The 23,611-nt window shown below is 69.3% G+C and carries 20 protein-coding genes; 12 read left to right on the top strand and 8 right to left on the bottom strand.

Features of this window, described 5'->3' with window-relative positions; translation table 11 throughout:
- Nucleotides 1-58: 58 nt before the first annotated feature.
- Together BN2660_RS07190 and BN2660_RS07185 are read right to left on the bottom strand one after the other, a co-directional pair.
- A complete protein-coding gene (locus BN2660_RS07190) occupies nucleotides 59-340 on the bottom strand; it encodes a hypothetical protein (RefSeq protein WP_141651256.1) in 282 nt (93 codons plus the stop codon).
- Between the two features lie 182 nt (nucleotides 341-522).
- Nucleotides 523-1,221 (bottom strand): GTP pyrophosphokinase, encoded by a 699-nt coding sequence (locus BN2660_RS07185; protein WP_091229294.1) that lies wholly within the window; start codon nucleotides 1,219-1,221, stop codon nucleotides 523-525.
- 120 nt (nucleotides 1,222-1,341) lie between these two features.
- On the opposite strand from BN2660_RS07185, the gene BN2660_RS07180 reads away from it, so the two are divergent.
- The 11 genes from BN2660_RS07180 (at nucleotide 1,342) to BN2660_RS07135 (ending at nucleotide 13,672) form a co-directional block, all read left to right on the top strand.
- Nucleotides 1,342-1,701 (top strand): nuclear transport factor 2 family protein, encoded by a 360-nt coding sequence (locus tag BN2660_RS07180; RefSeq protein ID WP_091229290.1) that lies wholly within the window; start codon nucleotides 1,342-1,344, stop codon nucleotides 1,699-1,701.
- Nucleotides 1,702-1,811: 110 nt separating this feature from the next.
- Nucleotides 1,812-3,866: an APC family permease gene (locus BN2660_RS07175; protein WP_091229286.1), complete on the top strand. Its 2,055-nt coding sequence runs from the start codon at nucleotides 1,812-1,814 to the stop codon at nucleotides 3,864-3,866.
- Nucleotides 3,867-4,078: 212 nt separating this feature from the next.
- A complete protein-coding gene (locus BN2660_RS07170) occupies nucleotides 4,079-4,711 on the top strand; it encodes a GNAT family N-acetyltransferase (protein ID WP_091229283.1) in 633 nt (210 codons plus the stop codon).
- Nucleotides 4,708-5,418 (top strand): ThuA domain-containing protein, encoded by a 711-nt coding sequence (locus BN2660_RS07165; protein ID WP_091229279.1) that lies wholly within the window; start codon nucleotides 4,708-4,710, stop codon nucleotides 5,416-5,418. The genes BN2660_RS07170 and BN2660_RS07165 overlap by 4 nt, the downstream gene beginning before the upstream one ends.
- A 135-nt stretch (nucleotides 5,419-5,553) precedes the next feature.
- On the top strand, nucleotides 5,554-5,694 hold the full coding sequence (locus BN2660_RS16585) for a hypothetical protein (RefSeq protein WP_176697119.1): 141 nt from the start codon (nucleotides 5,554-5,556) through the stop codon (nucleotides 5,692-5,694).
- Entirely contained in the window at nucleotides 5,691-5,780 is a 90-nt protein-coding gene (locus BN2660_RS07160; protein ID WP_056276367.1) for a potassium-transporting ATPase subunit F, read from the top strand. Before BN2660_RS16585 ends, BN2660_RS07160 begins: the two co-directional genes overlap by 4 nt.
- The gene (gene kdpA / locus BN2660_RS07155; protein WP_091229275.1) at nucleotides 5,780-7,462 is read left to right on the top strand and encodes a potassium-transporting ATPase subunit KdpA; all 1,683 of its coding nucleotides are present in this window, start codon (nucleotides 5,780-5,782) and stop codon (nucleotides 7,460-7,462) included. Before BN2660_RS07160 ends, kdpA begins: the two co-directional genes overlap by 1 nt.
- 1 nt (nucleotide 7,463) lies before the next feature.
- Nucleotides 7,464-9,821 carry a potassium-transporting ATPase subunit KdpB gene (kdpB, locus tag BN2660_RS07150; RefSeq protein WP_091229272.1) on the top strand — a complete coding sequence of 786 codons (2,358 nt, stop codon included), beginning with the start codon at nucleotides 7,464-7,466 and terminating at the stop codon, nucleotides 9,819-9,821.
- A gap of 43 nt (nucleotides 9,822-9,864) precedes the next feature.
- Nucleotides 9,865-10,467: a potassium-transporting ATPase subunit KdpC gene (gene kdpC, locus BN2660_RS07145; RefSeq protein WP_091229268.1), complete on the top strand. Its 603-nt coding sequence runs from the start codon at nucleotides 9,865-9,867 to the stop codon at nucleotides 10,465-10,467.
- The gene (locus tag BN2660_RS07140) at nucleotides 10,464-13,004 is read left to right on the top strand and encodes an ATP-binding protein (RefSeq protein WP_091229265.1); all 2,541 of its coding nucleotides are present in this window, start codon (nucleotides 10,464-10,466) and stop codon (nucleotides 13,002-13,004) included. The genes kdpC and BN2660_RS07140 overlap by 4 nt, the downstream gene beginning before the upstream one ends.
- On the top strand, nucleotides 13,001-13,672 hold the full coding sequence (locus tag BN2660_RS07135; RefSeq protein ID WP_091229262.1) for a response regulator: 672 nt from the start codon (nucleotides 13,001-13,003) through the stop codon (nucleotides 13,670-13,672). The genes BN2660_RS07140 and BN2660_RS07135 overlap by 4 nt, the downstream gene beginning before the upstream one ends.
- Nucleotides 13,673-13,815: 143 nt before the next feature.
- On the opposite strand, the gene BN2660_RS07130 is transcribed toward BN2660_RS07135, so the two are convergent.
- Together BN2660_RS07130 and BN2660_RS07125 are read right to left on the bottom strand one after the other, a co-directional pair.
- Nucleotides 13,816-14,610 carry a tryptophan-rich sensory protein gene (locus tag BN2660_RS07130; protein ID WP_091229253.1) on the bottom strand — a complete coding sequence of 265 codons (795 nt, stop codon included), beginning with the start codon at nucleotides 14,608-14,610 and terminating at the stop codon, nucleotides 13,816-13,818.
- A 608-nt stretch (nucleotides 14,611-15,218) separates the two neighbouring features.
- Nucleotides 15,219-15,782: a TetR/AcrR family transcriptional regulator gene (locus tag BN2660_RS07125; protein ID WP_091229250.1), complete on the bottom strand. Its 564-nt coding sequence runs from the start codon at nucleotides 15,780-15,782 to the stop codon at nucleotides 15,219-15,221.
- A 96-nt stretch (nucleotides 15,783-15,878) separates the two neighbouring features.
- Between BN2660_RS07125 and BN2660_RS07120 the strand changes: the two genes are divergently transcribed.
- Nucleotides 15,879-16,721, top strand: coding sequence for an alpha/beta fold hydrolase (locus tag BN2660_RS07120; RefSeq protein WP_091229246.1), 843 nt, complete (start codon nucleotides 15,879-15,881; stop codon nucleotides 16,719-16,721).
- 170 nt (nucleotides 16,722-16,891) lie between these two features.
- Here BN2660_RS07120 and BN2660_RS07115 read toward each other — a convergent pair whose 3' ends face one another.
- The 4 genes from BN2660_RS07115 to BN2660_RS07100 form a co-directional block, all read right to left on the bottom strand.
- Complete coding sequence (locus BN2660_RS07115; RefSeq protein WP_091229242.1) at nucleotides 16,892-19,672, bottom strand: glycosyl hydrolase 53 family protein; 2,781 nt, start codon at nucleotides 19,670-19,672, stop codon at nucleotides 16,892-16,894.
- A 32-nt stretch (nucleotides 19,673-19,704) separates the two neighbouring features.
- Entirely contained in the window at nucleotides 19,705-20,616 is a 912-nt protein-coding gene (locus BN2660_RS07110; RefSeq protein ID WP_091229237.1) for a sugar ABC transporter permease, read from the bottom strand.
- Nucleotides 20,616-22,238: an ABC transporter permease subunit gene (locus tag BN2660_RS07105; RefSeq protein WP_091229232.1), complete on the bottom strand. Its 1,623-nt coding sequence runs from the start codon at nucleotides 22,236-22,238 to the stop codon at nucleotides 20,616-20,618. The genes BN2660_RS07110 and BN2660_RS07105 overlap by 1 nt, the downstream gene beginning before the upstream one ends.
- Before the next feature lie 62 nt (nucleotides 22,239-22,300).
- Entirely contained in the window at nucleotides 22,301-23,527 is a 1,227-nt protein-coding gene (locus tag BN2660_RS07100; protein ID WP_091229229.1) for a sugar ABC transporter substrate-binding protein, read from the bottom strand.
- Nucleotides 23,528-23,611: the final 84 nt, after the last annotated feature.

Here is a 23,611-nt window from a genome sequence, read left to right as displayed (position 1 = left end):
TCGTTCGCCGACACCCGGTCAGGGATTGTTCGGAGCGGCGGCGGAATCGGATGCCGCGTCAGAGGGGACGGACGGTGATGGCCTCGCGTCCGTGCGACTGGCGGAGGGTGCGCATGCAGCGCGAGCAGAGGATCTCGACGGTGCGCGGGTGGTTCTCACCGCACACGCAGTCGACGGTCACGCGCCACTTCGCCTTACGTCCGCACGCCGCGTAGGCCTCGTCGTCGCCGTGGTCGCATTCGCAGAGCTGGCGTCCCCGATCGATGCCGACGAGCTCGTCGAGATCTGCTGCGTGCCCGGCATCCACGTCCGCGGGGCGGGATTCCATCGTTCTGGCCACCTGCCGATGGTGTCAGCCCGGCGCGGCAGCGCGCAACACGGTCAGTGCGTCGGCACCCCCGTACACAATTCAGCACGGATGGCCGGCACCCCGCTCTGCGGGCACCCGATCGCCCCGGAACGGCCGTTCTCTGCTGAATCCTGCACGCGGCACGACCGACACCGCAGACAGACCGGCCGGCGTCAGACCTGCACGATGTGCGGCGGGGGCGGCGGAGCGAACTGCCGCTGCGGAACGCCGTGCGCCTCGCGGTGCAGGCGCTCCATCCGGCTGTCCAGTTCCGCGGCGGCCTCGGCGGCATCGGTCAGGCTCTCGACGAGATGCGAGGGCACCTGATTCGAGAACTTGTAGTAGATCTTGTGCTCGAGACTCGCCCAGAAGTCCATCGCGATCGTGCGGAACTGCACCTCGACCGGCACCGACAGCGCCCCCGTCGAGAGGAACACGGGCACCTCGATGATCGCGTGCAGGCTCTTGTAGCCGTTCTCCTTCGGCGTCGCGATGTAGTCCTTCACCGTGCGCACCGTCACGTCATCCTGAGCCGTGAGCAGGTCGAACAGCCGATACACGTCGGCGACGAAGCTGCAGGTCACACGCACGCCGGCGATGTCGGTGATCTCCGACCGGATGCGCTCGAAGTCCGGCTCGGCGATGCCCTTGCGCGCGATCTTCTCGACGATGCTGTCGGGCGTCTTCAGCCTGCTCTTGACGTGCTCGATCGGGTTGTACGCGTGGTGGTGGGTGAACTCGTCGCGCAGGATCCCGATCTTGGTCTCGACCTCGCGCATCCCGAACTCGTACTCCCTCAGGAATCGCTGGAACTCGTCACGGAGCTCCCGAGTCTGCTGTATCGCGTCGTCGGTGACCTGGAGGGACGTCATGGATCCGACGTTATCCGTCCGTGATCGGAATGGGCTGTGGATCTGCGATGGGTCATGCCGCGTCGCGCAGGACGCGCATGACCCTTGACCCGCATCCGTGCCCGGTCTAGAACGGAGCACATGACCAGCGCAGGCGAGAAGTGGACAGAGGCGTACATCGAGGCATGGCGGTCGAACGACCCCGAGCAGATCGGGGCGCTCTTCACGGAGGACGCCCGGTACCTCACGAGCCCCGATGCGGAGCCGCGCGTCGGGAGGCAGGCGATCGTCGACGGCTGGCTCGAGGACCTCGACGACCCCGGCACCTGGACGTTCGAGTGGGCGATCCTCCACGAGCACGACGACTTCGTGGCGATCCAGGGTCGCACCGAGTATCCGGCCGAGCGCGACTACGTCAATCTCTGGATCGTGCGACTGGATGCCGAAGGCAGGGCGACGGAGTTCACCGAGTGGTACATGCCGCGTCGGCACACCGGGTGACACCCGGACCGAAAGGAGCCGACGGGGAGGCCGTGAGGATTCCGTAAGGGACCCGCATCCGCCCGTAGGGATTCCGTGAGGATCGCGTGAGGGAAGCGTCAGCGGGCGTAATGTCGCCCGACGTGTCAGACGAAACCCGCGCGAACACGGATGCTCCTCCGCTCGCCAAACGCATCCTCATCGGCGACCCGCTGACCAGCGAACAGGTCGACGATCAGCTGCTCCCCAAGAAGATGGCGCTGCCGATCTTCGCCTCCGACGCACTGAGCTCCGTGGCCTATGCGCCGCAGGAACTCGTGATGATCCTCCTCATCGGCGGACTCACCTTCCTCTCCTTCACACCCCTCGTCGCGGTCGCCGTCGTGGTGCTGCTCATCGTCGTGGTGCTCAGCTACCGGCAGCTGATCAAGGCCTACCCCTCGGGCGGAGGCGACTACGAGGTCGCGTCGAAGAACCTCGGCGAGATCCCCGGCGTCATCGTCGCCGCGGCGCTGCTCGTCGACTACGTGCTGACGGTCGCCGTGTCGGTGTCGTCCGGCGTCGACAACATCATCTCCGCCGTGCCCGGCCTCGACCCCCTGCGCGTCGAACTGGCGGTCGGCTTCGTGATCCTCATCATCATCGTGAACCTGCGGGGCGTGCGCGAGGCGTCGCTCGTCTTCGCGATCCCGACGTACGTGTTCATCGGCTCGGTGGGCTTCATGATCGTGACGGGCCTCTTCCGCACGTTCCTCGGCGACGCACCGGTGGCCTCGAGCGCGGAGTTCGCCGTGCACTCCGAGGACCTCGGCCAGGCCGCCGTGATCCTGCTGATCCTCCGGGCGTTCTCGAGCGGATGCTCGGCCCTCACGGGCGTCGAGGCCGTGTCGAACGGCGTCCCCGCGTTCCGCACGCCGAAGGTCCGCAACGCGCAGACGACCCTCGTGCTCATGGGGTCGATCGCCGCCTGCCTGTTCGCCGGTCTCACCGCTCTGGCGCTCGTCTCGGGCGTGCATTACGCCGAGAACCCCTGCGACCTCATCGGCTTCGACTGCTCGACCCCGCAGCCCAGCCTCATGGCGCAGATCGCGTCGGCGACGTTCGGCGGCGGCAGCATCCTGTTCTTCATCATCCAGGCGGCGACGGCGTGCGTGCTGCTGCTGGCGGCCAACACGGCCTTCAACGGCTTCCCGCTGCTCGGCTCGGTGCTCGCGCGCGACGGCTATGCGCCGAAGTCGCTGAACACCCGCGGCGACCGCCTGGTCTTCTCGAACGGCATGATCGTGCTGGGGATCGGGGCGATCGTGGTGCTGGTGGTGTTCCAGGCGAAGCTGACGACCCTCATCCAGCTGTACATCATCGGCGTGTTCGTGTCGTTCTCGCTCGGGCAGATCGGCATGGTGCGGCATTGGCGGCGGGTGCTCCGAGGCCCCGCCGAAGGGTCTGAGCGCCGCTCGGCGAAGCTCGGTCTGCTCATCAACTCGGTCGGCGCGGCGATGACCGTGACCGTCCTGCTCATCGTGACGATCACGAAGTTCACCCACGGCGCGTACCTCGTGTTCTTCGCGATCCCCGTGCTGGCCTTCCTGATGATGGGCGTGAAGCGGTACTACCGCGACGTAGAGCACGAGATCGCGATCGACGACACCACGAGGTTCGGGGCGACCGGCGACCTGGCGATCGTGCTCGTGAACCGGCTGCAGAAGCCGGTCGTGAAGGCGATCGACTACGCGGTCGCCGCGAAGCACGGCAAGACGATCGCGGTGCACGTCGCCGTGGCATCCGATGACGTCGCCCCGCTGCAGAAGGAATGGCGCGACCATCTCGTGCCCATCCCCCTCGTGATCGTCGAGTCGCCGTACCGGTCGTTCGCGCAGCCCGTCGCGCAGTTCATCAAGCAGTATCGCGAGAAGCACGGCTCGTCGGTCGTGACCGTGTATCTGCCGCAGTACATCGTGGGGCACTGGTGGGAGACGTTCCTGCACAACCGGCGAGCCCGCCGTCTGGCCAATCAGCTCATGCTCGTGCACGGCGTCTCGATCACGCTCGTGCCGTGGCTGCTCGACTCGTCGGAGCTCATCTACGGTCGCCGCTCGCGCCCGCTGCCGGGGCAGGAGCGCGCCGGACGGCCGGTCGTCGTCAACGGGCGGCGCGCCCACCGGCCGGAGGGTCCGCCCGAGAGCTGAGCGTGGTGGGCGGAGCCGCACACCGCGCGTTCATCTGGCACCTGGCGTCGCAACTCGCGACCCACACCGACCACAGGTGCCAACTGAACCCACGCGCTGCGCGTGCACCTGGCACCTGGCGTCGCAATTCGCGACCCACACCGACCACAGGTGCCAACTGGACCGGAGCGGCACGACGCAACCGAAACGCAGCGGCTCCGTAGGCTGTGCTCATGACCGCCTCCGATGTCTGGCCCGTGCGCACCGAGCGTCTGCTGATCCGCCCGATGACCGAGCCCGACATCGACGCGATGTGGGAGTGGCGGCGCCTGCCCGAGGTCAACCGCTGGTTGGGGCTCGCACCGGACACGCTCGACGCGTTCCGCGAGCGCTACCTCGACGCCGACCGGCTCGCCGCCATGCACATCGTCGAGCTGCTGCCCGTCGGCGACAGCGCGGCGGTGCCGATCGGCGACGTCATGATCAAGATCGGCGACGGCTGGGCGCAGCTCGAGGTCGCCGAGGAGGCGAACGGCGTCGAGGCCGAGCTCGGGTGGGTGCTCGACCCGCGTTTCACCGGCCGCGGCTACGCGACCGAGGCGATCCGCGCGGTGATCGACGTCTGCTTCGGACCCCTCGGGCTGCGACGCGTGCACGCCGGATGCTTCGCCGACAACGAGCCGTCCTGGCGGCTGATGGAGCGGCTCGGCATGCGGCGCGAAGAGTTCAGCCGCAAGACCGCCCTGCACCGGTCGGGCGAATGGCTCGACGGACTGAACTACGGCATCCTCGCGGAGGAGTGGACCAGGGCGGATGCTGCTTCCTCCGGGACCCGTGAGCGCGGCAAGAACGGGCGCAGCGAATGACCGCCTCGCGCCGGGCGCTGATCGTCCGCGGCGGCTGGCCGGGGCACCACCCGGTGGAGACCACCGAGATGTTCATCCCCTTCCTCGAGACCCACGGGCACACCGTGCGCGTCGAGGAGTCGCCAGAGGTCTACGCCGATGCCGTCGCGATGGCCGACGTCGATCTGATCGTGCAGGCGGTGTCCATGGGCGAGATCTCCGAACCCGCGCTCCGGGGGCTGCGCGCAGCCGTGTCAGAAGGCACTGGTCTCGCCGGCTGGCACGGCGGAATCGTCGATTCGTATCGCGCGCACACCGGCTACCTGCAGCTGGTCGGCGGGCAGTTCGTCGAGCATCCCGCGAAGGCGCAGCGCGAGCGGCGCGGAGACGGCACCGACGGCTTCGTCACGCACACCATCGACATCACCGAGCTCGGCCGCGAGCACCCGATCACCCGCGGGATCGACGACTTCGAGCTGACCACCGAGCAGTACTGGGTTCTCCACGACGACCTCAGCGACGTGCTGGCGACCACGACGCATCCGGCTCGTCCCGATCAGCCGTGGCATCGGCCCCTCACGTCGCCCGCGGTATGGACCCGCGAGTGGGGTGAAGGGCGGGTCTTCGTCGCCACACCCGGGCACGAACCGGCGGTGCTGCGCGACCCGAACGTCCGCACCATCGTCGAGCGGGGCCTCCTCTGGGCCAGCCGCTCGCGGGGCCACTAGCCGGCGACCAGCCGCAGCACCCCGGGGCCGCCCGACCCCGCCGCGTGAGCATCCCGCATGCATCCTCACCCACCGCCGTAGGCAAAGCGTGAGGATCGCAGAACGACGCCCCGCACGGGAGTTGTATCGAGTCTCGTGCTCGACATCATCTACATCGCGCTGACTCTCGCGCTGTTCGCCCTCGTCTCCCTCGTCGCCAAGGGGGTGGAGCGAACGGGCCCCCGTGCCCGAGGCTCCGCTCAGCGCGACGCGCTGAATGGAGAGGCACGGGCATGATCGTGTTCGAGATCATCGCCGCGGCCCTCGCGGTCGCCGCCGTCGTCTACCTCGTGGTGGCCCTCGTCGCCCCGGAGAAGTTCTGATGGGCGGCGCGGACATCTGGTTCGGGGTCCTCCAGGCCGCCGTCCTCATCGTCGCGATCGTGCTCCTGTACCGCCCGCTCGGTGACTACATGGCGCACGTCTTCAGCTCGCCCCGCGACCTGAAGATCGAGCGCGGCGTCTACCGCCTGATCGGCGTGAACTCCGCGTCCGAGCAGACGTGGCGGGCATACGCCCGCGGCGTGCTCGCGTTCTCGGTCGTCGGCCTCCTGCTCGTCTACGGCCTCCAGCGGCTGCAGGCATTCCTTCCGCATTCGCTCGGGCTCCCCGCGGTTCCCGAGGGTCTGGCGTTCAACACCGCCGCCTCCTTCGTCGCCAACACCAACTGGCAGTCGTACTCGCCCGAGCAGACCATGGGCTACACGGTGCAGCTGGCGGGCCTCACCGTGCAGAACTTCGTCTCCGCCGCGGTGGGACTCGCGGTCGCGGTCGCACTCATCCGCGGATTCGCCCGTCGCGGCTCGTCGACGATCGGCAACTTCTGGGTCGACCTCATCCGCGGCCTCGGTCGCATCCTGCTGCCCATCGCCCTTCTCGGCGCCCTCGCCCTCATCGCGGGCGGCGTGATCCAGAACTTCGCCGGCTTCACGGACGTGACCACGGTCTCGGGCGGATCCCAGAGCATCCCGGGCGGACCCGTCGCCTCGCAAGAGGCGATCAAGCTCCTCGGCACGAACGGCGGCGGATTCTTCAACGCCAACTCGGCGCATCCGTTCGAGAACCCGACCGGCTGGACCAACCTGCTGCAGATCCTCCTGATCCTCATGATCCCGTTCGCCCTCCCCCGCACCTTCGGTCGGATGATCGGCGACAACCGCCAGGGCTACGCGATCGCCGCCGTCATGGGCACGATCTTCGTGGTCTCGACCTTCGCCCTCTCGGCCCTCGAGCTCGCGGGCCGCGGCACCGCTCCGGAACTCGCGGGGGCGGCCATGGAGGGCAAGGAGGTGCGCTTCGGCATCCTCGGCTCGACACTGTTCGGCAGCGCGAGCACGCTGACATCGACCGGCGCGGTCAACTCGATGCACGACTCGTACACGGCGCTCGGCGGCATGATGCCGATGCTCAACATGATGCTCGGCGAGGTCGCCCCCGGCGGCGTCGGCTCGGGTCTCTACGGGATGCTCGTACTCGCCATCATCGCGGTGTTCGTCGGCGGACTGCTCGTCGGCCGCACCCCGGAGTACCTCGGCAAGCGCATCGGTCCCAAGGAGATCACGCTCGCGAGCCTGTACATCCTCGTCACCCCGACCCTCGTGCTGACCGGCACCGCGTTGAGCTTCGCGATTCCCGGCATCCGGGCCGACGTCGAGGCGACCAGCATCCTGAATCCCGGCGTGCACGGCATGAGCGAAGTGCTCTACGCGTTCACCTCCGCCGCGAACAACAACGGCTCCGCCTTCGCCGGCCTGACCGCGAACACCCCGTGGTTCAACACCGCCCTCGGCATCGCGATGCTGCTCGGTCGGTTCCTCCCGATCGTGCTCGTGCTGGCCCTCGCCGGCTCGTTCGCCGCTCAGCAGCGCGTGCCCGAGAACACCGGCACCCTGCCCACCCACCGACCGCAGTTCGTCGGCCTCCTCACCGCCGTCGCGGTCATCATCACGGCACTCACCTACTTCCCCGTGCTCGCACTGGGACCGCTCGCTGAAGGACTCGTCTGACATGACCCTCATCACCACTCCCGCGGAGACTCCGTCGGAACAGCAGGATGCTGCGGCATCCGACACCTCGGCGCACCCCCGCTCCTTCGGCTGGGCGCAGCTCACGCAGGCGCTTCCCGGCGCGCTGCGCAAGCTCAACCCGGCAGCCCTCGTGCGCAACCCCGTGATGCTGCTCGTCTGGGTCGGTGCCGCCTTCACCACCGTGCTCGCGATCGCCGAGCCGTTCCTCGGCGGCCCCGCCGACTCGGGCGGAACCCCCGTGCCCGCTCCTTTCACCTGGGGCATCGCGATCTGGCTGTGGCTGACGGTGCTGTTCGCCAACGTCGCCGAGTCGGTGGCCGAAGGCCGCGGCAAGGCGCAGGCCGCGAGCCTGCGCAAGACCCGCACCAGCACGATGGCCCGACGCGTCGTCCGGTACGACGGCGCCACGGATGCCACGGCGGAGCGCTCCGAGACGGTCGAGGTCTCGTCGGCCGAACTGCAGCGCGACGACGTCGTGATCGTCACGGCGGGCGAGCTGATCCCGGGCGACGGCGACATCGTCGCAGGTATAGCCACCGTCGACGAATCGGCCATCACGGGCGAGAGCGCCCCGGTGATCCGCGAGTCCGGCGGCGACCGCAGCGCCGTCACCGGTGGCACCCGTGTGCTGTCGGACCGCATCGTCGTGCGCATCACCTCGAAGCCCGGTGAGACGTTCGTCGACCGCATGATCGCCCTCGTCGAGGGAGCCAGCCGCCAGCGCACGCCCAACGAGATCGCGCTCAACATCCTGCTCGCGAGCCTGTCGATCGTGTTCGTCATCGTCGTGCTCGCGCTCAACCCCATCGCCTCGTACGCGGCGTCGCCCGCCAGCATCCCGGTGCTCATCGCCCTGCTGGTCTGCCTGATCCCGACCACGATCGGCGCCCTGCTGTCGGCCATCGGCATCGCCGGTATGGACCGTCTCGTGCAGCGCAACGTGCTCGCCATGTCGGGCCGCGCGGTCGAGGCCGCCGGCGACGTCACGACCCTGCTGCTCGACAAGACCGGCACGATCACCTACGGCAACCGCCGCGCCCACGAGGTGCTGCGGCTCACCGGAGTGGACGCCGACGAGCTGCTGCGACTCGCGGCCCTGTCGTCGCTCGCCGACCCCACGCCCGAAGGAGCCTCGATCGTCGAGCTGGCGGCCGCCCACGGCATCCGTGTCGAGGAACCGGCGGATGCCGTCATCGTGCCCTTCACCGCGCAGACCCGCATGTCCGGGCTCGATCTCGCCGACGGCACGGAGATCCGCAAGGGTGCCGGGTCGGCGATCGCCGCGTGGCTCGGACACGAGACGGATGCCGAGCTGACGTCGCTCACCGACGGCGTCGCGTCGAGCGGTGGCACGCCGCTGGTGGTCGCCGTCAAGCGGGCCGCGGGTACGTCCGTCGGTACGTCCTCCGGCACGTCCGTCGGCACGTCCTCCGGCCCGTCCGTCGGCCCGTCCGTCGGCCCGTCCTCCGGCACGTCCTCGGGCACGTCCGCCGGCCCGTCCTCCGTCCGGATGGCTGGTCGGAGCACGGATGGCGGGACGGATGCCGACGCCCAGCCAGCCGATCGTGCGATCGCCAGCCAGGTGGACGCTCCGGAGGGCCGGGTCCTCGGCGTCGTGCACCTGAAGGACATCGTCAAGGATGGCCTGCGTGAGCGCTTCGAGGAACTGCGCAGCATGGGCATCCGCACGGTCATGATCACGGGCGACAACCCGCTGACCGCCGCCGCGATCGCGAAGGAGGCGGGTGTCGACGACTTCCTCGCCGAAGCCACCCCCGAGCAGAAGCTCGAGCTGATCAAGCGCGAGCAGGAGGGCGGACGCCTCGTCGCGATGACCGGCGACGGCACCAACGACGCGCCGGCACTCGCTCAGGCCGATGTCGGCGTCGCGATGAACACCGGAACGTCGGCCGCGAAGGAGGCCGGCAACATGGTCGACCTCGACTCGGACCCGACCAAGCTCATCGACATCGTGCGCATCGGCAAGCAGCTGCTCATCACGCGTGGCGCGCTCACGACGTTCTCGCTCGCGAACGACATCGCGAAGTACTTCGCCATCATCCCGGCGATGTTCATGGGCGTCTTCCCCGGGCTCGCGGTGCTCAACATCATGCAGTTGCACTCGCCGGCATCCGCCGTCACCAGCGCGATCATCTTCAACGCCATCGTGATCGTGTTCCTCATTCCGCTCGCGCTGCGGGGCGTGAAGTACCGGCCGGCGAGCGCCTCGCAGATCCTGCAGCGCAACCTGCTCGTCTACGGCCTCGGCGGGGTCATCGCGCCATTCATCGGCATCAAGCTCATCGACCTCCTCATCACCCTCATCCCCGGCTTCTGACCGGCGCCCGACTCGCTTCCTCCACGCTTCCGAAAGGCATCCCATGTCCTCCTCCCGCACCGTGGTCCGCACCGCCGGTGTCGCCGTCCGCGCGATGCTCGTGCTCACGCTCGTGCTCGGCGTCGGCTACACGCTCGTCGTCACCGGCCTCGGGCAGCTCCTCCTGCCGTTCCAGGCGAACGGATCTCCCCTTCCCGGCGACAAGGGCAGCTCGCTGATCGGGCAGTCCTTCACGGATGCCGACGGCGAGGCGCTGCCGGAGTACTTCCAGTCCCGCCCGTCGGCGGCCGGCGACGGCTACGACGGCGCCGGCTCGAGCGGCAGCAACCTCGGCCCGGAGAACCCCGACCTCGTCGCCGCGATCGAGGAGCGCACGGCCATGATCGCCGAGCGCGACGGCGTCGACGCGTCGCAGGTCCCGGCCGACGCCGTGACGGCATCCGGTTCAGGCCTCGACCCGCACATCAGCGTCGCGTTCGCACTGCTGCAGGTGGCGCGCGTCGCCGAGGCGCGCGACCTGCCCGAACAGGAGGTGCGCGCCCTTGTGGAGTCTAGGATTCAAGGGCGGGATCTGGGATTCCTCGGCGACGAGCACGTCAACGTCGCCGAACTCAATCTCGCGCTCGATGAGCGGGAGGGCGAATGAGCGCAGATCGCCACGCGCGACGCGGTCGACTGCGGGTTCTGCTCGGCGCAGCGCCCGGCGTCGGCAAGACCTTCGAGATGCTCGCCGAGGGCAAGCGCCTGCTGAACGAGGGCCGCGACGTCGTGATCGCGATCGTCGAGACGCACGAGCGGGCGGCGACGGCCGCGCAGACCATCGGCATCCCTGAGGTCCCGCGGCGCGTCGATCAGCACCGCGGGGTGCCGCTCAGCGAGATGGACCTGGATGCGGTGCTCGAGCGCCGACCGGAGATCGCCCTCGTCGACGAGCTGGCGCACACGAACACCCCGGGCTCCGCGAACACGAAGCGCTGGCAGGACGTCGATGCGCTGCTGGGCGCCGGCATCGACGTGATCACGACCGTCAACGTGCAGCACATCGAATCTCTCAACGCCGTGGTCGAGAAGATCACCGGCGTCGCTCAGCAGGAGACGATCCCGGATGCCGTGGTGCGGGCCGCCGACGAGATCGAGGTCGTCGACCTCGCCCCGCAGTCGCTGCGCGACCGCCTGTCGGCCGGGCTCGTGTATCCCGCAGAGCGGATCGACGCGGCGCTCTCGAACTACTTCCGGCTCGGCAACCTCACCGCGCTCCGCGAGCTGGCGCTCCTGTGGCTGGCAGACGAGGTCGACAGCGCCCTGCGCAGCTACCGCGCCGACCACGGCATCGAGGGCACCTGGCAGGCGCGCGAGCGCGTCGTCGTGGCCCTGACCGGTGGGCCCGAGGGCGAGACGCTGCTGCGGCGCGGCGCGCGGATCGCCGCACGGTCTGCCGGCGGCGAGCTGCTCGCCGTGCACATCGCCGCCCAGGACGGTCTGCGCGACGAGACGCCGGGAGCCCTCGCGGCGCAGCGCAGTCTCGTCGAATCGCTCGGCGGCAGCTTCCACCAGATCATCGGCGATGACATCCCCGGCACGCTGGTCGAGTTCGCACAGGGAGCGGATGCCACCCAGCTCGTCATCGGCGTCAGCCGCCGCGGACGCCTCGCCGCCGCACTCACCGGACCCGGCATCGGCTCCGAAGTGATCCGCCGTTCGGGCGACATCGACGTGCACATCGTCACGCACGCCGCGGCGGGCGGACGCGTCGCGCTGCCGCGCATCACCGGAGGAGCCCTCGGCTGGCGCCGGCAGCTCCTCGGCTTCGCGGTGGCGCTGGTCTTCGGCCCCCTGCTCTCCTGGGCGATGTTCGCGTACCGCAGCCCCGAATCGATCACCGTCGAGGTGCTCGCGTTCCAACTGCTCGTGGTGGTCGTCGCGCTCGTGGGCGGACTGCGCCCCGCCGTCTTCGCCGCGGTGCTGTCAGGCGTGACCCTGGACTTCCTTTTCGTCGCGCCGATCTTCACGATCACGATCGCGCATCCGCTGCACGTCATCGCTCTCGCGCTCTACGTGATCATCGCGGTGCTCGTCAGCATCATCGTCGATCAGGCCGCACGCCGGGCGCGCACAGCGCAACGGGCCGCGGCTGAAGCAGAGCTGCTGGCCGCCGTGGCGGGCAACGTGCTGCGCGGCGACAACGCCGTGCTCGCGCTCGTCACTCGCACCCGAGAGGCGTTCGGGCTCAGCGGTGTGCGCCTGCTCACCCCCGACGGCGAGGTGCTCGCGAGCGACGGCGAACCCGTGGCCGACGACCGCGCGACCTCGATCCCGGTCGGGACCGGCGGATCCTCACCCGCTGTGCTCGAACTGCACGGGGAGCCGCTCGACACCCCCGCCCGAAGGCTGCTCGACGCGATCGTCGCGCAACTGGCCGCCGCGATCGAGCACACCGACCTGCGGGCGACGGCGAAAGAGGCCGCGGCACTGGCCGAGACCGACCAGGTGCGCAGCGCCCTGCTCTCGGCGGTGAGCCACGACCTCCGCCGCCCCCTCGCCTCTGCCGTGGCCGCGATCGGCGGACTCCGTGCGGCGCACTCGCTGTCGGCATCCGATCGGGAGGAGCTGCTGGCCACCGCCGACGAGAGCCTCGCCACCCTGTCGTCGCTGGTCACGGACCTCCTCGACGTCAGTCGTGTGCAGGCCGGTGTGCTCGCGGTGTCGATCATGCGGCTCGACGCCGCCGGCCCCATCCTCGCCGCGGTCGACGAACTCGGACTCGGACCCGACGACGTGGAGCTCGCCCTCGACACCTCTGCACCCCCCATCGCAGCCGACCCCGTGCTGCTGCAGCGCGTGCTGGTCAACGTCATCGCGAACGCCCACCGCCACGCGCCGACCGGCAGCCGGGTGATCGTGTCGACCAGCACCCTCGGCGAGCGCGCGGAGATCCGCATCATCGACCGGGGCCGGGGCGTGCCCGCCGAGAAGCGCGACGAGATCTTCCAGCCGTTCCAGCGTTTCGGCGACACCGACAACACCACCGGGCTCGGCCTCGGACTCGCCCTGTCGCGCGGATTCACCGAGGGCATGGGCGGTACTCTGACACCCGAGGACACCCCCGGCGGTGGACTCACGATGGTCATCTCGCTCCCCCTCGCCGGGGAGCCCGAGCTCACGCACCTGGAGGAGACGGAGTGAAGCTCCTCATCGCCGATGACGACCCGCAGATGGTTCGGGCGCTTCGGATCACCCTCGCCGCGCACGGATACGAGGTCGTCGTCGCCGCCGACGGCGCCGCCGCCGTCGCCGCGGCCGCACAGACCCACCCCGACATCATCATGCTCGACCTCGGAATGCCGCGGCTCGACGGCATCGAGGTCATCCAGGCCCTGCGCGGCTGGACCACCGTGCCGATCATCGTCGTCTCCGGGCGCACCGGGTCGGCCGACAAGGTCGAGGCGCTGGATGCCGGGGCCGACGACTTCGTCACCAAGCCGTTCCAGGTCGACGAGTTGCTCGCCCGGCTGCGCGCCCTGTCGCGTCGGTCGGTGCCTGCGGGCGGGGAATCGACGGTCGGGTTCGGCGACGTCGTGGTCGACCTCGCGACCAAGGCCGTGACCCGCGGCGGCTCACGCGTGCACCTGACCCCGACCGAATGGCGCATGCTCGAGCATCTCGCCCGGCATCCCGGAGCCCTCGTCACCCGGCAGGACCTGCTCAAGGAGATCTGGGGCAGCGAGCAGGTCTCGGACTCCGGCTATCTGCGGCTGTACATGTCGCAGCTGCGCAAGAAGCTCGAGGCTTCGCCCAGCACCCCGCGGCACCTGCTCACCGAGTCGGGGATGGGCTACCGCCTCGTGCTCTGAGCCCTGCCGACGGGTGCGTGTCGCGTGCGTCGCGGGCGTCGCGTGCACAATTCAGCAGGAATCCGGCCATCCGGGGCGTGGCGGCGTTTTTTCAGCCGCATCCCCTAATCCTTGCTGCGTTGTGCACGCCGGATGCCGTTGCCTCAGGGCCGGGCGACCGACCGGCGACGGCGGATCGCCCCGATGACACCTGCCGCTACGAGCGCGACGGCGACGATGATGCCGGCGATCGCGGTGACGGTGCTCTCCGGTTCGCCCGTGAGGCGACCGACCGCGAGCCAGGCGAGACCCCACGCGGTGGCCAGTGCCGGGGCGATGCGCTTTGTCACGAGGGCGCTGGCGACTCCGATGACGAGCACGACGGCGAGCACGGCCACGGCCCAGACCTCGGCCTGGTCCGCCCATGCTGCGGGCGCGATCTGCGTGAACCACGCTGCGGTGTTGGCGACGGTCGCGATGGTGACCCAGCCGAAGTGCAGGCCGTTGGCGCCGTCGACGAGGATGCGGTCGGGCCAGGTGCGCGGACGGGTGCGCCCGAGGATGACGATGACACGAGCGAGCGCGGCGAGGAGCAGGGCGATCACGATCACCGTCAGGGGGAGCGAGAGGAACTGCGCCGTCACGAGCCAGAGTCCGTTGAGGATCATGGTCGCGGCGATCCACCAGCCGACGGAGCGCTGACGCTCATCCGTCCGCTGCGCCGGCAGAGCCTGCCACACCGTGTACGCGATGAGGCCGAGGTAGATGAGCGACCAGATCGAGAAGGCCGGGCCGGCCGGGGCGAGGTAGGAGCCCTCGGCGGAGAGTGCCCCGCCCTGCAGCTCGCTCACGGACGTGCCTCCGAACGCGCCGGATCCGACGGCGGCGGCGATCAGCATGAAGGTCGCCGAGGCGATGATCACAATCTGGCGGGCGATGTCCTGCGTCCGGGATTCCATGCTCCGCACCGTACGCGCGTGCGCGACCGTGGCACAGCCCCTTGACTCTCGCTGGGCGAACAGCTAGCCAGGCTAGGGAATTAGTGTCGCCGCCGCTTCCTCCTGCGCCTACGCGTCGGGCGGAGAACCGCGTGTGGGGCGGACGCCCAGGCAGCATCCCTCCGCCCGAGAGGGAGAACTCCGACCCACGGGGCGAGGGGCGGTCAACCCCGGTGGGCGCCGCCGCCCCCTCGCACGTCCACGCGTCGGGCGGAGAACTACGTGTGGGGCGGACGCGCAGGCAGCATCCCTCAGCCCCAGAGGGAGAAGTCAGCCCGGGGGGGGCGAGGGGCGGCCAAACCCCGGCGAGCGCCGCCGTTCTCTCAACTGGAGCACGCATCGGGCGGGCAACCCCGTGTGGGGCGGACGCCCGAGCAGCATCCCTCCGCCCGAGAGGGAGAACTCAGCCCGACGGGGCGAGGGGTGGCCCACCCCGGCGAGCGCCGCCATCCCCTCGCACGTCCACGCATCGGGCGGAGAACTACGTGTGGGGCGGACGCCCGAGCAGCATCCCTCCGCCCGAAAGGGAGAACTCCGCCCGACGGGAGGAGGGCGCACGGCTCGCCGCGTCAGGCTGCGGTGGCCGCGTCGATCAGGACCGCCGCCGCGCCGCGCGCCTGCACGGCGACCTGAGGATCGCTCGAGATCGCCGCCGTGCTCTGCGCACCCTCCGCGAGGATCGACAGCTGCGCCGCGAGAGACGCCGGGCCACCGGCATCCACCACCAGCCGGGTCATGTACTCCTGGAACGACGCCTTGTGCTCGCGCACGATCGCGGCGACCTCGGGATTCGTGCCGCCGAGCTCACCGAATGCGTTGATGAACGCGCAACCGCGGAAGCCGTCGGTGCAGAACCAGTCCTCGAGATGGCCGTACACGGCGAGCAGCCGCTCGCGCGGATCCGCTCCGGCATCCGCCACCGCCCCGGTCAGCCCGGACTCCCACTCGAGGTGCTTGCGCGCGAGGACCGCCTGGACGATGTCGGTCTTCGACGGGAAGAGCGCATAGAGACGGCGCAGCGACACGCCGGCCGAGCCCCGCAGTTCGTCCATGCCGACGGCCGCGTATCCCTTGCGGTAGTAGAGATCCTCCGCCGCCGTGAGGATGCGCTCCCGTGCCTCGTCTTCGGTCATACCCAGAAGTTTACTTGACATGAGAACGGGCGTTCTCTATGTTGGTCATATCAAGCGAGAACGATCGTTCTCACCGGAACCGAAAGGACCAGGATCATGGGCTACATCACCGTCGGAAACGAGAACAGCACCCCGATCGAGCTCTACTACGAAGACCAGGGAGCCGGTCAGCCCGTCGTCCTGATCCACGGTTATCCGCTCAACGGCCACAGCTGGGAGCGCCAGACCCGCGAGCTCCTCGCCCAGGGCTACCGCGTCATCACCTACGACCGCCGCGGATTCGGCCAGTCCTCGAAGGTCGGCACCGGGTACGACTACGACACCTTCGCCGCCGACCTGAACACGGTGCTCGAGACGCTCGACCTGCGCGACGTCGTCCTCGTCGGCTTCTCGATGGGAACCGGTGAGCTCGCCCGGTACGTCGGCCGCTACGGTCACGAGCGCGTCGCCAAGCTCGCGTTCCTCGCCTCGCTCGAGCCGTTCCTCGTGCAGCGCGACGACAACCCCGAGGGCGTGCCGCAGGAGGTCTTCGACGGCATCGAGGCAGCCGCCAAGGGCGACCGCTACGCCTGGTTCACGGACTTCTACAGCAACTTCTACAACCTCGACGAGAACCTCGGCTCCCGCATCAGCCAGCAGGTCGTCGACGCCAACTGGAACCTCTCGGTCACCAGCGCACCCGTCGCCGCCTACGCGGTCGTCCCGAGCTGGATCGAGGACTTCCGCAGCGACGTCGACGCGGTGCGCGACTCGGCCAAGCCGACGCTCATCCTGCACGGCACGAAGGACAACATCCTGCCGATCGACGCGACCGCGCGCCGCTTCCACAAGGCCGTCCCCGAGGCGACCTACGTCGAGGTCGAGGGCGCACCGCACGGCCTGCTCTGGACCCACGCCGACGAGGTCAACGCCGCGCTGAAGGACTTCCTCAGCAAGTAAGGCACCACGTCGCGAACGCCCGGCATCCGATTCTGGGTGCCGGGCGTTCGCCGTGTCCGCTGTCCTTCACACCGGAAAACCCGGACCGGTGCGAGCGCGAGCGGCGTGTCGCATCCGAACACGCCGCTCGCCCATCGGATGCTCCGGGTTCCCTTCCCGGCCGGATGCCGTCAGCGCCTGACTGCCACCGTCAGCGTCTTGCTCTGGGCGCTGCCGGCGGCGTTCACGAACTCGACGCGGTAGGTGTGCTTCCCGACCGCACGGCCGGCGACCGGCACCGTCACCCGCTGCGCGGCAGGGCTGTTCGCGACCATGTCGCCCTCGGAGATCAGCACGCCGTCTTCATACAGACGGTAGGACGTCGCGTTCGTCCCCCACCACATGTTCGCGGTCACGGTGTACGAGCCGTCGCCGTCGCCGTTGTCGGCCGACAGCACGGGCGCGCCGGGAGCCGCATCCTTCACTTTCACGGTGACGGGCTTCACCGCCATCACCCCGCGCGAGTTGACGAGCTCGCCGGTGTACTCGTACGTGCCGTTCGTCTTGCCCGTCACGGCGACCTGCGCGACCTGCGCCGATGTGCCCCCGAAGGTCAGCGGAACCGTCGCGATCAGCACACCGTTCTCGAAGAGTCGCAGCTTCGTGGCGTTCTGGCCCCACCACAGATTCATCGTGACGGTGAAGTCCCCGTCGAGCAGACCGGTGTCGTGACCGTTGTCGTGCGACAGCACGCCACGCGCCGGCGCTGCCTTCGCCGAATCCTCGAGCACGAGCGCATCGACCGCGGCCTCCAGCTGGCTCAGCGCCCCGGCGACCGCATCCGTTGACGGGCTGGATGCTGCCAGCACAACGTCCGCCCGCGCGATCGCTCCCGGAAGCGCCCCTGTAGAGGACTCGACGTAGGTCGTCAGGTCGAGAGCCGCAGCGGCATCCCGTCGCTCACGCAGCTGCGAGGTGTCAGCACCCGGCACCGGTTCGCGCACGAGCTCGAGATCGTCGATCGTGCCCCACGCCCCGGCCGGCAGAGACGCCGAGATCCGCACCACGGCCGTGCCGTCGGCGCCGACCTGCAGCGCCTGAGTCCTCGGGGTCGACCACACCCGCCAGCCGTCGAGCGCGAAGGGCGCAGCCGGGCCCGCCGCAGACGGCGTCGACAGCGACAGCGAGACCCGTCCGTCGGCACCTTCGCCATCCCCCTGCAGCGAAGCGCGGGCGATGTACGACCCGGCCGGCAGCCCGCTCACGGTCTGCGACAGGTCGAACGAGAACGCGGATGCCGAGTAGAAGTGCGCCGAGTGCGTGCCGCTGCGGGGGTCGTCCCAGGCGCGGAGCGTGAGTCCGGATCCGGTCGCGTTCCACATGCTCGTGTCCGCGTCTTCGAATCCGGGGTTGCGCAGGAAGTTGCGAGCGGCGACGGTCACGGTGGCGGTGGCCGCGAGGCCAGCATCCGTCACCCCCGAGATCGCGTACTCACCCATGCCGTCGATGAATTCCACGGCCGAAGACCAGGTCACGGACTGCTGCTCCGACGACCCGTCGTTGTACCGCACCGTCACCGCGCCCGGGAGCTCCACGGCATCGCCCTCGACGAGGTGCAGCGCGACCGGCTGCACCGATTCGAACGCGCGGGGGGCCTGGGCCCCGGTGCGCACGTACGAGAAGATGTTCAGCGCATCGGAGGCGGTGCCGTCGAAGCCGAACAGCGCCTGGTTGTCCCACGCAGACCCGCCGAACCAGTGCCCGGCATCCTCGGGCTCGTACTCCCCCGCGAAGCTCGACGCCCATCCTGAGCCGTCGCGCTCCCAGAGCACCCTGTTCTGCTCGAGCTGCGCCGGAGTGCCGACCGGCAGCCATGCGGGCTCCCAGTAGTAGACGCCGAGGCCAGCCTCACCGACGTCGGCGACGGCCTGGACGACCGCGCGCATCGCATCGGCCTGGCCCTGCACACTCACCGGATACTGCGTGGCCTCGGACGGCAGATCGATCACGTTGCCGTGCCCGTCTCCATCGTCGAGCGTGAACGCCCACGAGGTCTCGGCGACCATGACCTTCTTGCCGTAGGTGTCGGCCACGTGCGAGAGCACGGCCGTGAGGTTCTCGGGGGTGCCGTGCCAGAAGGGGTAGTACGACGACGCGAACACGTCGTAGTCGACGGCGCGGCGGTCGAGCTGAGCGGCGACGTCGGCGTAGAAGCCCGCGCGCTCGGGGTTGGTGAAGTGCAGTGCGACGAGCGTGTCCGGCGCCTCGGCCCGCACGGCGGCGGAACCGGCGGAGAACACCTTGGCCATGTCGTCCCACCCGCGCACGCCGGCGACGCCGCCGTTGGTCTCGTTGCCGACCTGCACCATGCGCAGATCGACCCCGGCATCCACCAGTCGTCGCACCGCATCGCGGGTGAATGCGCCCACCTCGACCGCGACCTCGTCGGCCGTCAGCCCCGCCCATCCCTTGGGCACCTGCTGCTTGGCGGGGTCTGCCCAGAAGTCTGAGTAGTGGAAGTCGACGAGCACGCCGAGTCCGGCATCCGTCGCGCGCTGCGAGATCTCGATCGCCCGGTCGACGTCGACGTCTCCACCCCCGTAGCCGTTGCCGTTCGCGTCGAACGGGTCGTTCCAGACGCGCACCCGCACGTCGGTCACCCCGGCATCCGCCAGGATCTCGAACAGGTCGCCGGGTGCGCCCTCGGCGTCGCGGAACACCACACCTGATGCCTCGAGCGACAGCACCGACGAGACGTCGACGCCGCCGATGAAGTCGTCGGGCAGGTTCTCGACGCGGGGGACGGTGATGGTGGCGTCGACCGGTGCGGCGGCCGCGACGGCCGCAGGCACGGATGCTGTGGGCGAGGCGGCGGATGCCGGCAGGGCGACGCCGATCAGGGCGACGGCGGTAACCGTGGCCAGAGCGGTGGAGAGGGTGGTGGAGAGAAGGGAACGCGTGCGACGGTGCATGACGGCCTTTCGAGCGGTGCAGGAAGAGAGGATCAGCCTTTGACGGATCCCTGGGTGAGCCCGCCGACGATGTACTTCTGCAGCGAGAAGAACAGCGCGAGCACGGGCACGGCGGCGACCACGACACCGGCGGCGAAGAGCCCCCAGCGCGAGGTCAGCTGGTTCGAGACCCACTGGTACATCCCGACGGCGAGGGTCCAGTTGTCCTCGGACGTGAGGATGATCTTCGACAGGATGAAGTCACCGAACGCCGCGAGGAACGCGAGCAGCGCGACGACCGCGAGGATCGGGACGACCAGCGGCATGATGAGCCGCCAGAAGATCTGCGCGTGGGTGGCGCCGTCGATCTTCGCCGACTCGTCGATCTCGACGGGGATGGTGTTGAAGAAGCCGTACATCAGGAAGGTGTTCGCGCCCAGCGCGCCACCGAGGTAGACGCAGATCAGCGCGATCTTCGAGTTGATGCCGAGCGCGGGAACCACGTCGCCGATGGTCTGCAGCATCAGGAAGATCGCGATGAACGCGAGCGCCTGCGGGAACATCTGCAGCACGAGCAGCGTCGTGAGGCTGGCCCGGCGCCCGCTGAAGCGGAACCGCGAGAACGCGTACGCGCCGCAGGCGCCCATGAGCACCGAGCCGACCGCGGTCACGCCGCCGATCAGCAGGGTGTTGCCGAACCACACCCAATACCGGGATTCGCCGAGCGCGATGTAGTTCGCGGGGTCGAACGCGCTGAACAGAGCGCTGGATGCCGCGAGGCTGCCGTTCGGGTTGAGCGACGCCGAGAGCACGTAGACGAGCGGGAAAGCGGCGAAGAACAGCACGCCAGCGGCCAGGACGTACTTCCAGCCGACCTCGCCCCACCACCGTCGCCGACGTGCTCCGGCACGGGCGGCCTCGGCATCCCTCGATGAACCGGTCACGATGACCCTGGTCTCACTCATCACTGGTACTCCTCGAGCTTGCGGGTCTGTCGGAAGCTCAACGCTGAGATGAGACCGACCACGATGAAGGCGATGATCGACAGTGCGCTCGCGAGGCCGTAGTCGGCCGCACCACCCGAGACGCCCGAGACGTCGTAGATGGCCGAGACGAGGATGTCGGTCGAGCCCAGTGCGTACGGAGCGCCGGCGATGGCCGGCCCGCCGTTGTTGAAGGTGTAGATCACGGTGAAGTTGTTGAACGCCACGGCGAACGAGGCGATCAGCAGCGGGGCGGTCGAGACGAGCAGCAGCGGCAGCACGATCGCGCGGAAGCGCTGGATCCTGTTCGCACCGTCGATCTCAGCGGCCTCGAGGGTCTCGCCGGGCAGCGACTGCAGCGCGCCCGTGCACACGAGGAACCAGTACGGGTAGCTCAGCCAGACGTTGACGAAGATCACCGCCGCTCTGGTGAGCCACGGGTCGCCGAGCCAGTTGACCTGCGACCCGAAGAAGAACAGGTCGTTGATGACGCCGAACTCCGCGTTGAACATGCCGCGGAACAGCAGCGCCGCCATGAACGCCGGGAACGCGTAGGGCAGGATGAACAGCGCTCGCAGGAACCGGCGGCCCTTGACGCGGGGGTCGTTGTAGACGATGGCGAGGCCGAGGCCCACGGCGAAGCTCAGCACGACCGAGAGGATCGCGAAGGCGAAGGTCCACACCGTCACGCTCAACAGGGTGCCCGCGAGGTTCGCGTCGGTGAAGAGCGTCAGGAAGTTCGCGAACCCGACGTTCACCGACCAGCCCGTCGGCAGCGCCGTGCCGTCGTCGGCGACGAATGCTCCGAGCTCGGTGGCCGTGTAGACCGTGCCGGACTGCGTGTCGGTGATGGTCTGCGCGTCGGCATCCCACACCAGGGTCGGCTCGTACACCGAGCCGGTCGAGCCCTCACGGGTGCGGATCGAGCCGTCGTTCGGGTCGTCCGACACCGGAACCCTGAGGTCCTTGATAGCCGCGCCGAGCGCCGGGTCGGTCAGCACGGTCGCTCTCGGGACGACCTCCCAGCCGGCCACCTCGCTCGGGGCGCCGGTCGCTCCGATCTCGGCATCGGATGCATCGGTCAGCGGCTCCGTCGCGGATCCGACCTGCACGACGCCGTCGTCGTCGACGATCGCGAAGCCGAGCTCTGCGCCGCGCTGCACGATCGAGAGCGGGTAGTCGGACGAGCCCTCGATGCGGCGCTCGCCTTGGATCAGAGCGGCCTCGACGGCCTGCTCTTGCGTGCCGACATGACCGGTGCCGTAGTTCGTGAAGGCGATGTAGGCCGTGTAGCCGAAGATGAAGACCTGGAACACGAGCAGGAAGATGAGCCCCGGCAGCAGGTACTTCAGCGGCAGGGCCTTGCGGGTGAAGTACACCCAGTCGGCGACGATCACCAGCAGCACGACGGCGCCGAGGACGATCCACGACTCGGCGCTCCAGGCCGAGATCGCCGTCATGATCCCGAAAGCGTTGACCAACGCCATCAGGGCGAGCTTGATGAGGAAGCCCCAGCCCAGGCCGCGGAAGCGGCGGGCGTGGGATTCGCGCGAGGTCTTCACCACCGGGGTGGGGGCCTGCGTGGGCGGTGCCTGGATCGTCATGTGTGCGTCCTGTCTGCGGATCGCAGGACGGGGAGGGGTCGGCCCCTCCCCGTCCGGCAGGATCAACCGGCGAGAGTCGCCTCGAGGTCGGTGACCATGGTGTTCCACGTCGACACGGGGTCGGCGCCGTTGATGATCTGCGCCTGCGCCGCGTTCCACAGATCCCAGACGGAGCCCATCTCAGGGATCGACGGCATCGGCACACCGGTCTGAGCCGAGGCCACGAAGCCGGCGGTGATCGGGTCGGACGAGACCTCCTCGGCGAGCGTCGTCCACGCCGGGATGCGGGGGTCGGCCTCGTACAGCGCACGCTGTGCGTCTTCGGTGCCGAGGTAGTTCACGAGGAACTCCTGGGCGAGGAGCGCGTTCTTGCTCTTGCTGGAGAGGTAGAAGCCCTGCACGCCGACGAACGGCGCGGCGGTCTCGCCACCGGCCGAGGGGATCGGGTTCACGGCGACGTTGACGCCCTCGAATGCGCTGATCGCCCACGGACCCTGGATCGTGTACGGGGCCTTGCCCGACGCGAACAGCTCGTTGTTGATGTCGTAGTCGACGGTGGTCGAGATGTAGCCGGTGCCGTTCGCGCCGTTGGCGCCGAGCCAGCTGGCGAACGCCTCGCCGGGCGCTCCGCCCATGCCGACCTCGCTCGTGTACGAGCCGGTGTCGTCCTGCACGAAGACGGGAGCGCCGAACGAGGTCTGCAGTCCGTACATCGTGTATCCGTCGCCGGTCTCGCCGCCGGTGTTGATGACGAACGGACGCTCGGTGCCCGCAGCGAGGCCCTTCGCGATCATGTCGTCCCAGGTCGCGGGGGCCTCGGCGCCGACGAGGTCGACGTTCTGGACGAGCGCGATCGTCTCGAGCGAGTACGGCATCGCGTAGAGCTGGCCGTCGTAGGTCATCGCGTCGAGCGCGACCTGCTCGAACTCCGATGCCTTGTCGCCGAGGTCGATCGTGTCGACGACGCCCGCGGCGACGAGGGCGCCGAGCCAGTCGTGGGCGCCGACCGTGATGTCGGGGCCCTCCCCGGTCGGCACCTGGGCGATGAAGTCGTTGCGGAGGTCCTCGAAATTCTTCTGCACGAGGGTGACCGTGGCTCCGGTCTCCTCCTCGAACGCCTCTGCGGCTGCCGTGATCGCGGCTTCGCGCTCCGCATCCGTCCAGATGACGAGCTCCGCGCCGTCGCCGGATGCCGATTCGTCGCCGCCTTCGGACGAGCCGGCGGAGCAGCCCGCGAGGACCACGACCGCGGCCAGAGCGAGTGCGCCGACTCCGATGTGCTTGCGCATGCGTTTTCCTATCTGTCATGGCCGACGATGCGCTGCGCGTCATCGCGACCGGGTGTGGGTGGTACAGGTGGTGCAGGTTGTGCG

Source organism: Microbacterium sp. 3J1 (assembly GCF_001049495.1).
GTDB lineage: Bacteria > Actinomycetota > Actinomycetes > Actinomycetales > Microbacteriaceae > Microbacterium.
The sequence above is the reverse complement of the archived record's forward strand: the minus strand, read 5'-3'. Positions and strand labels throughout refer to the sequence as shown.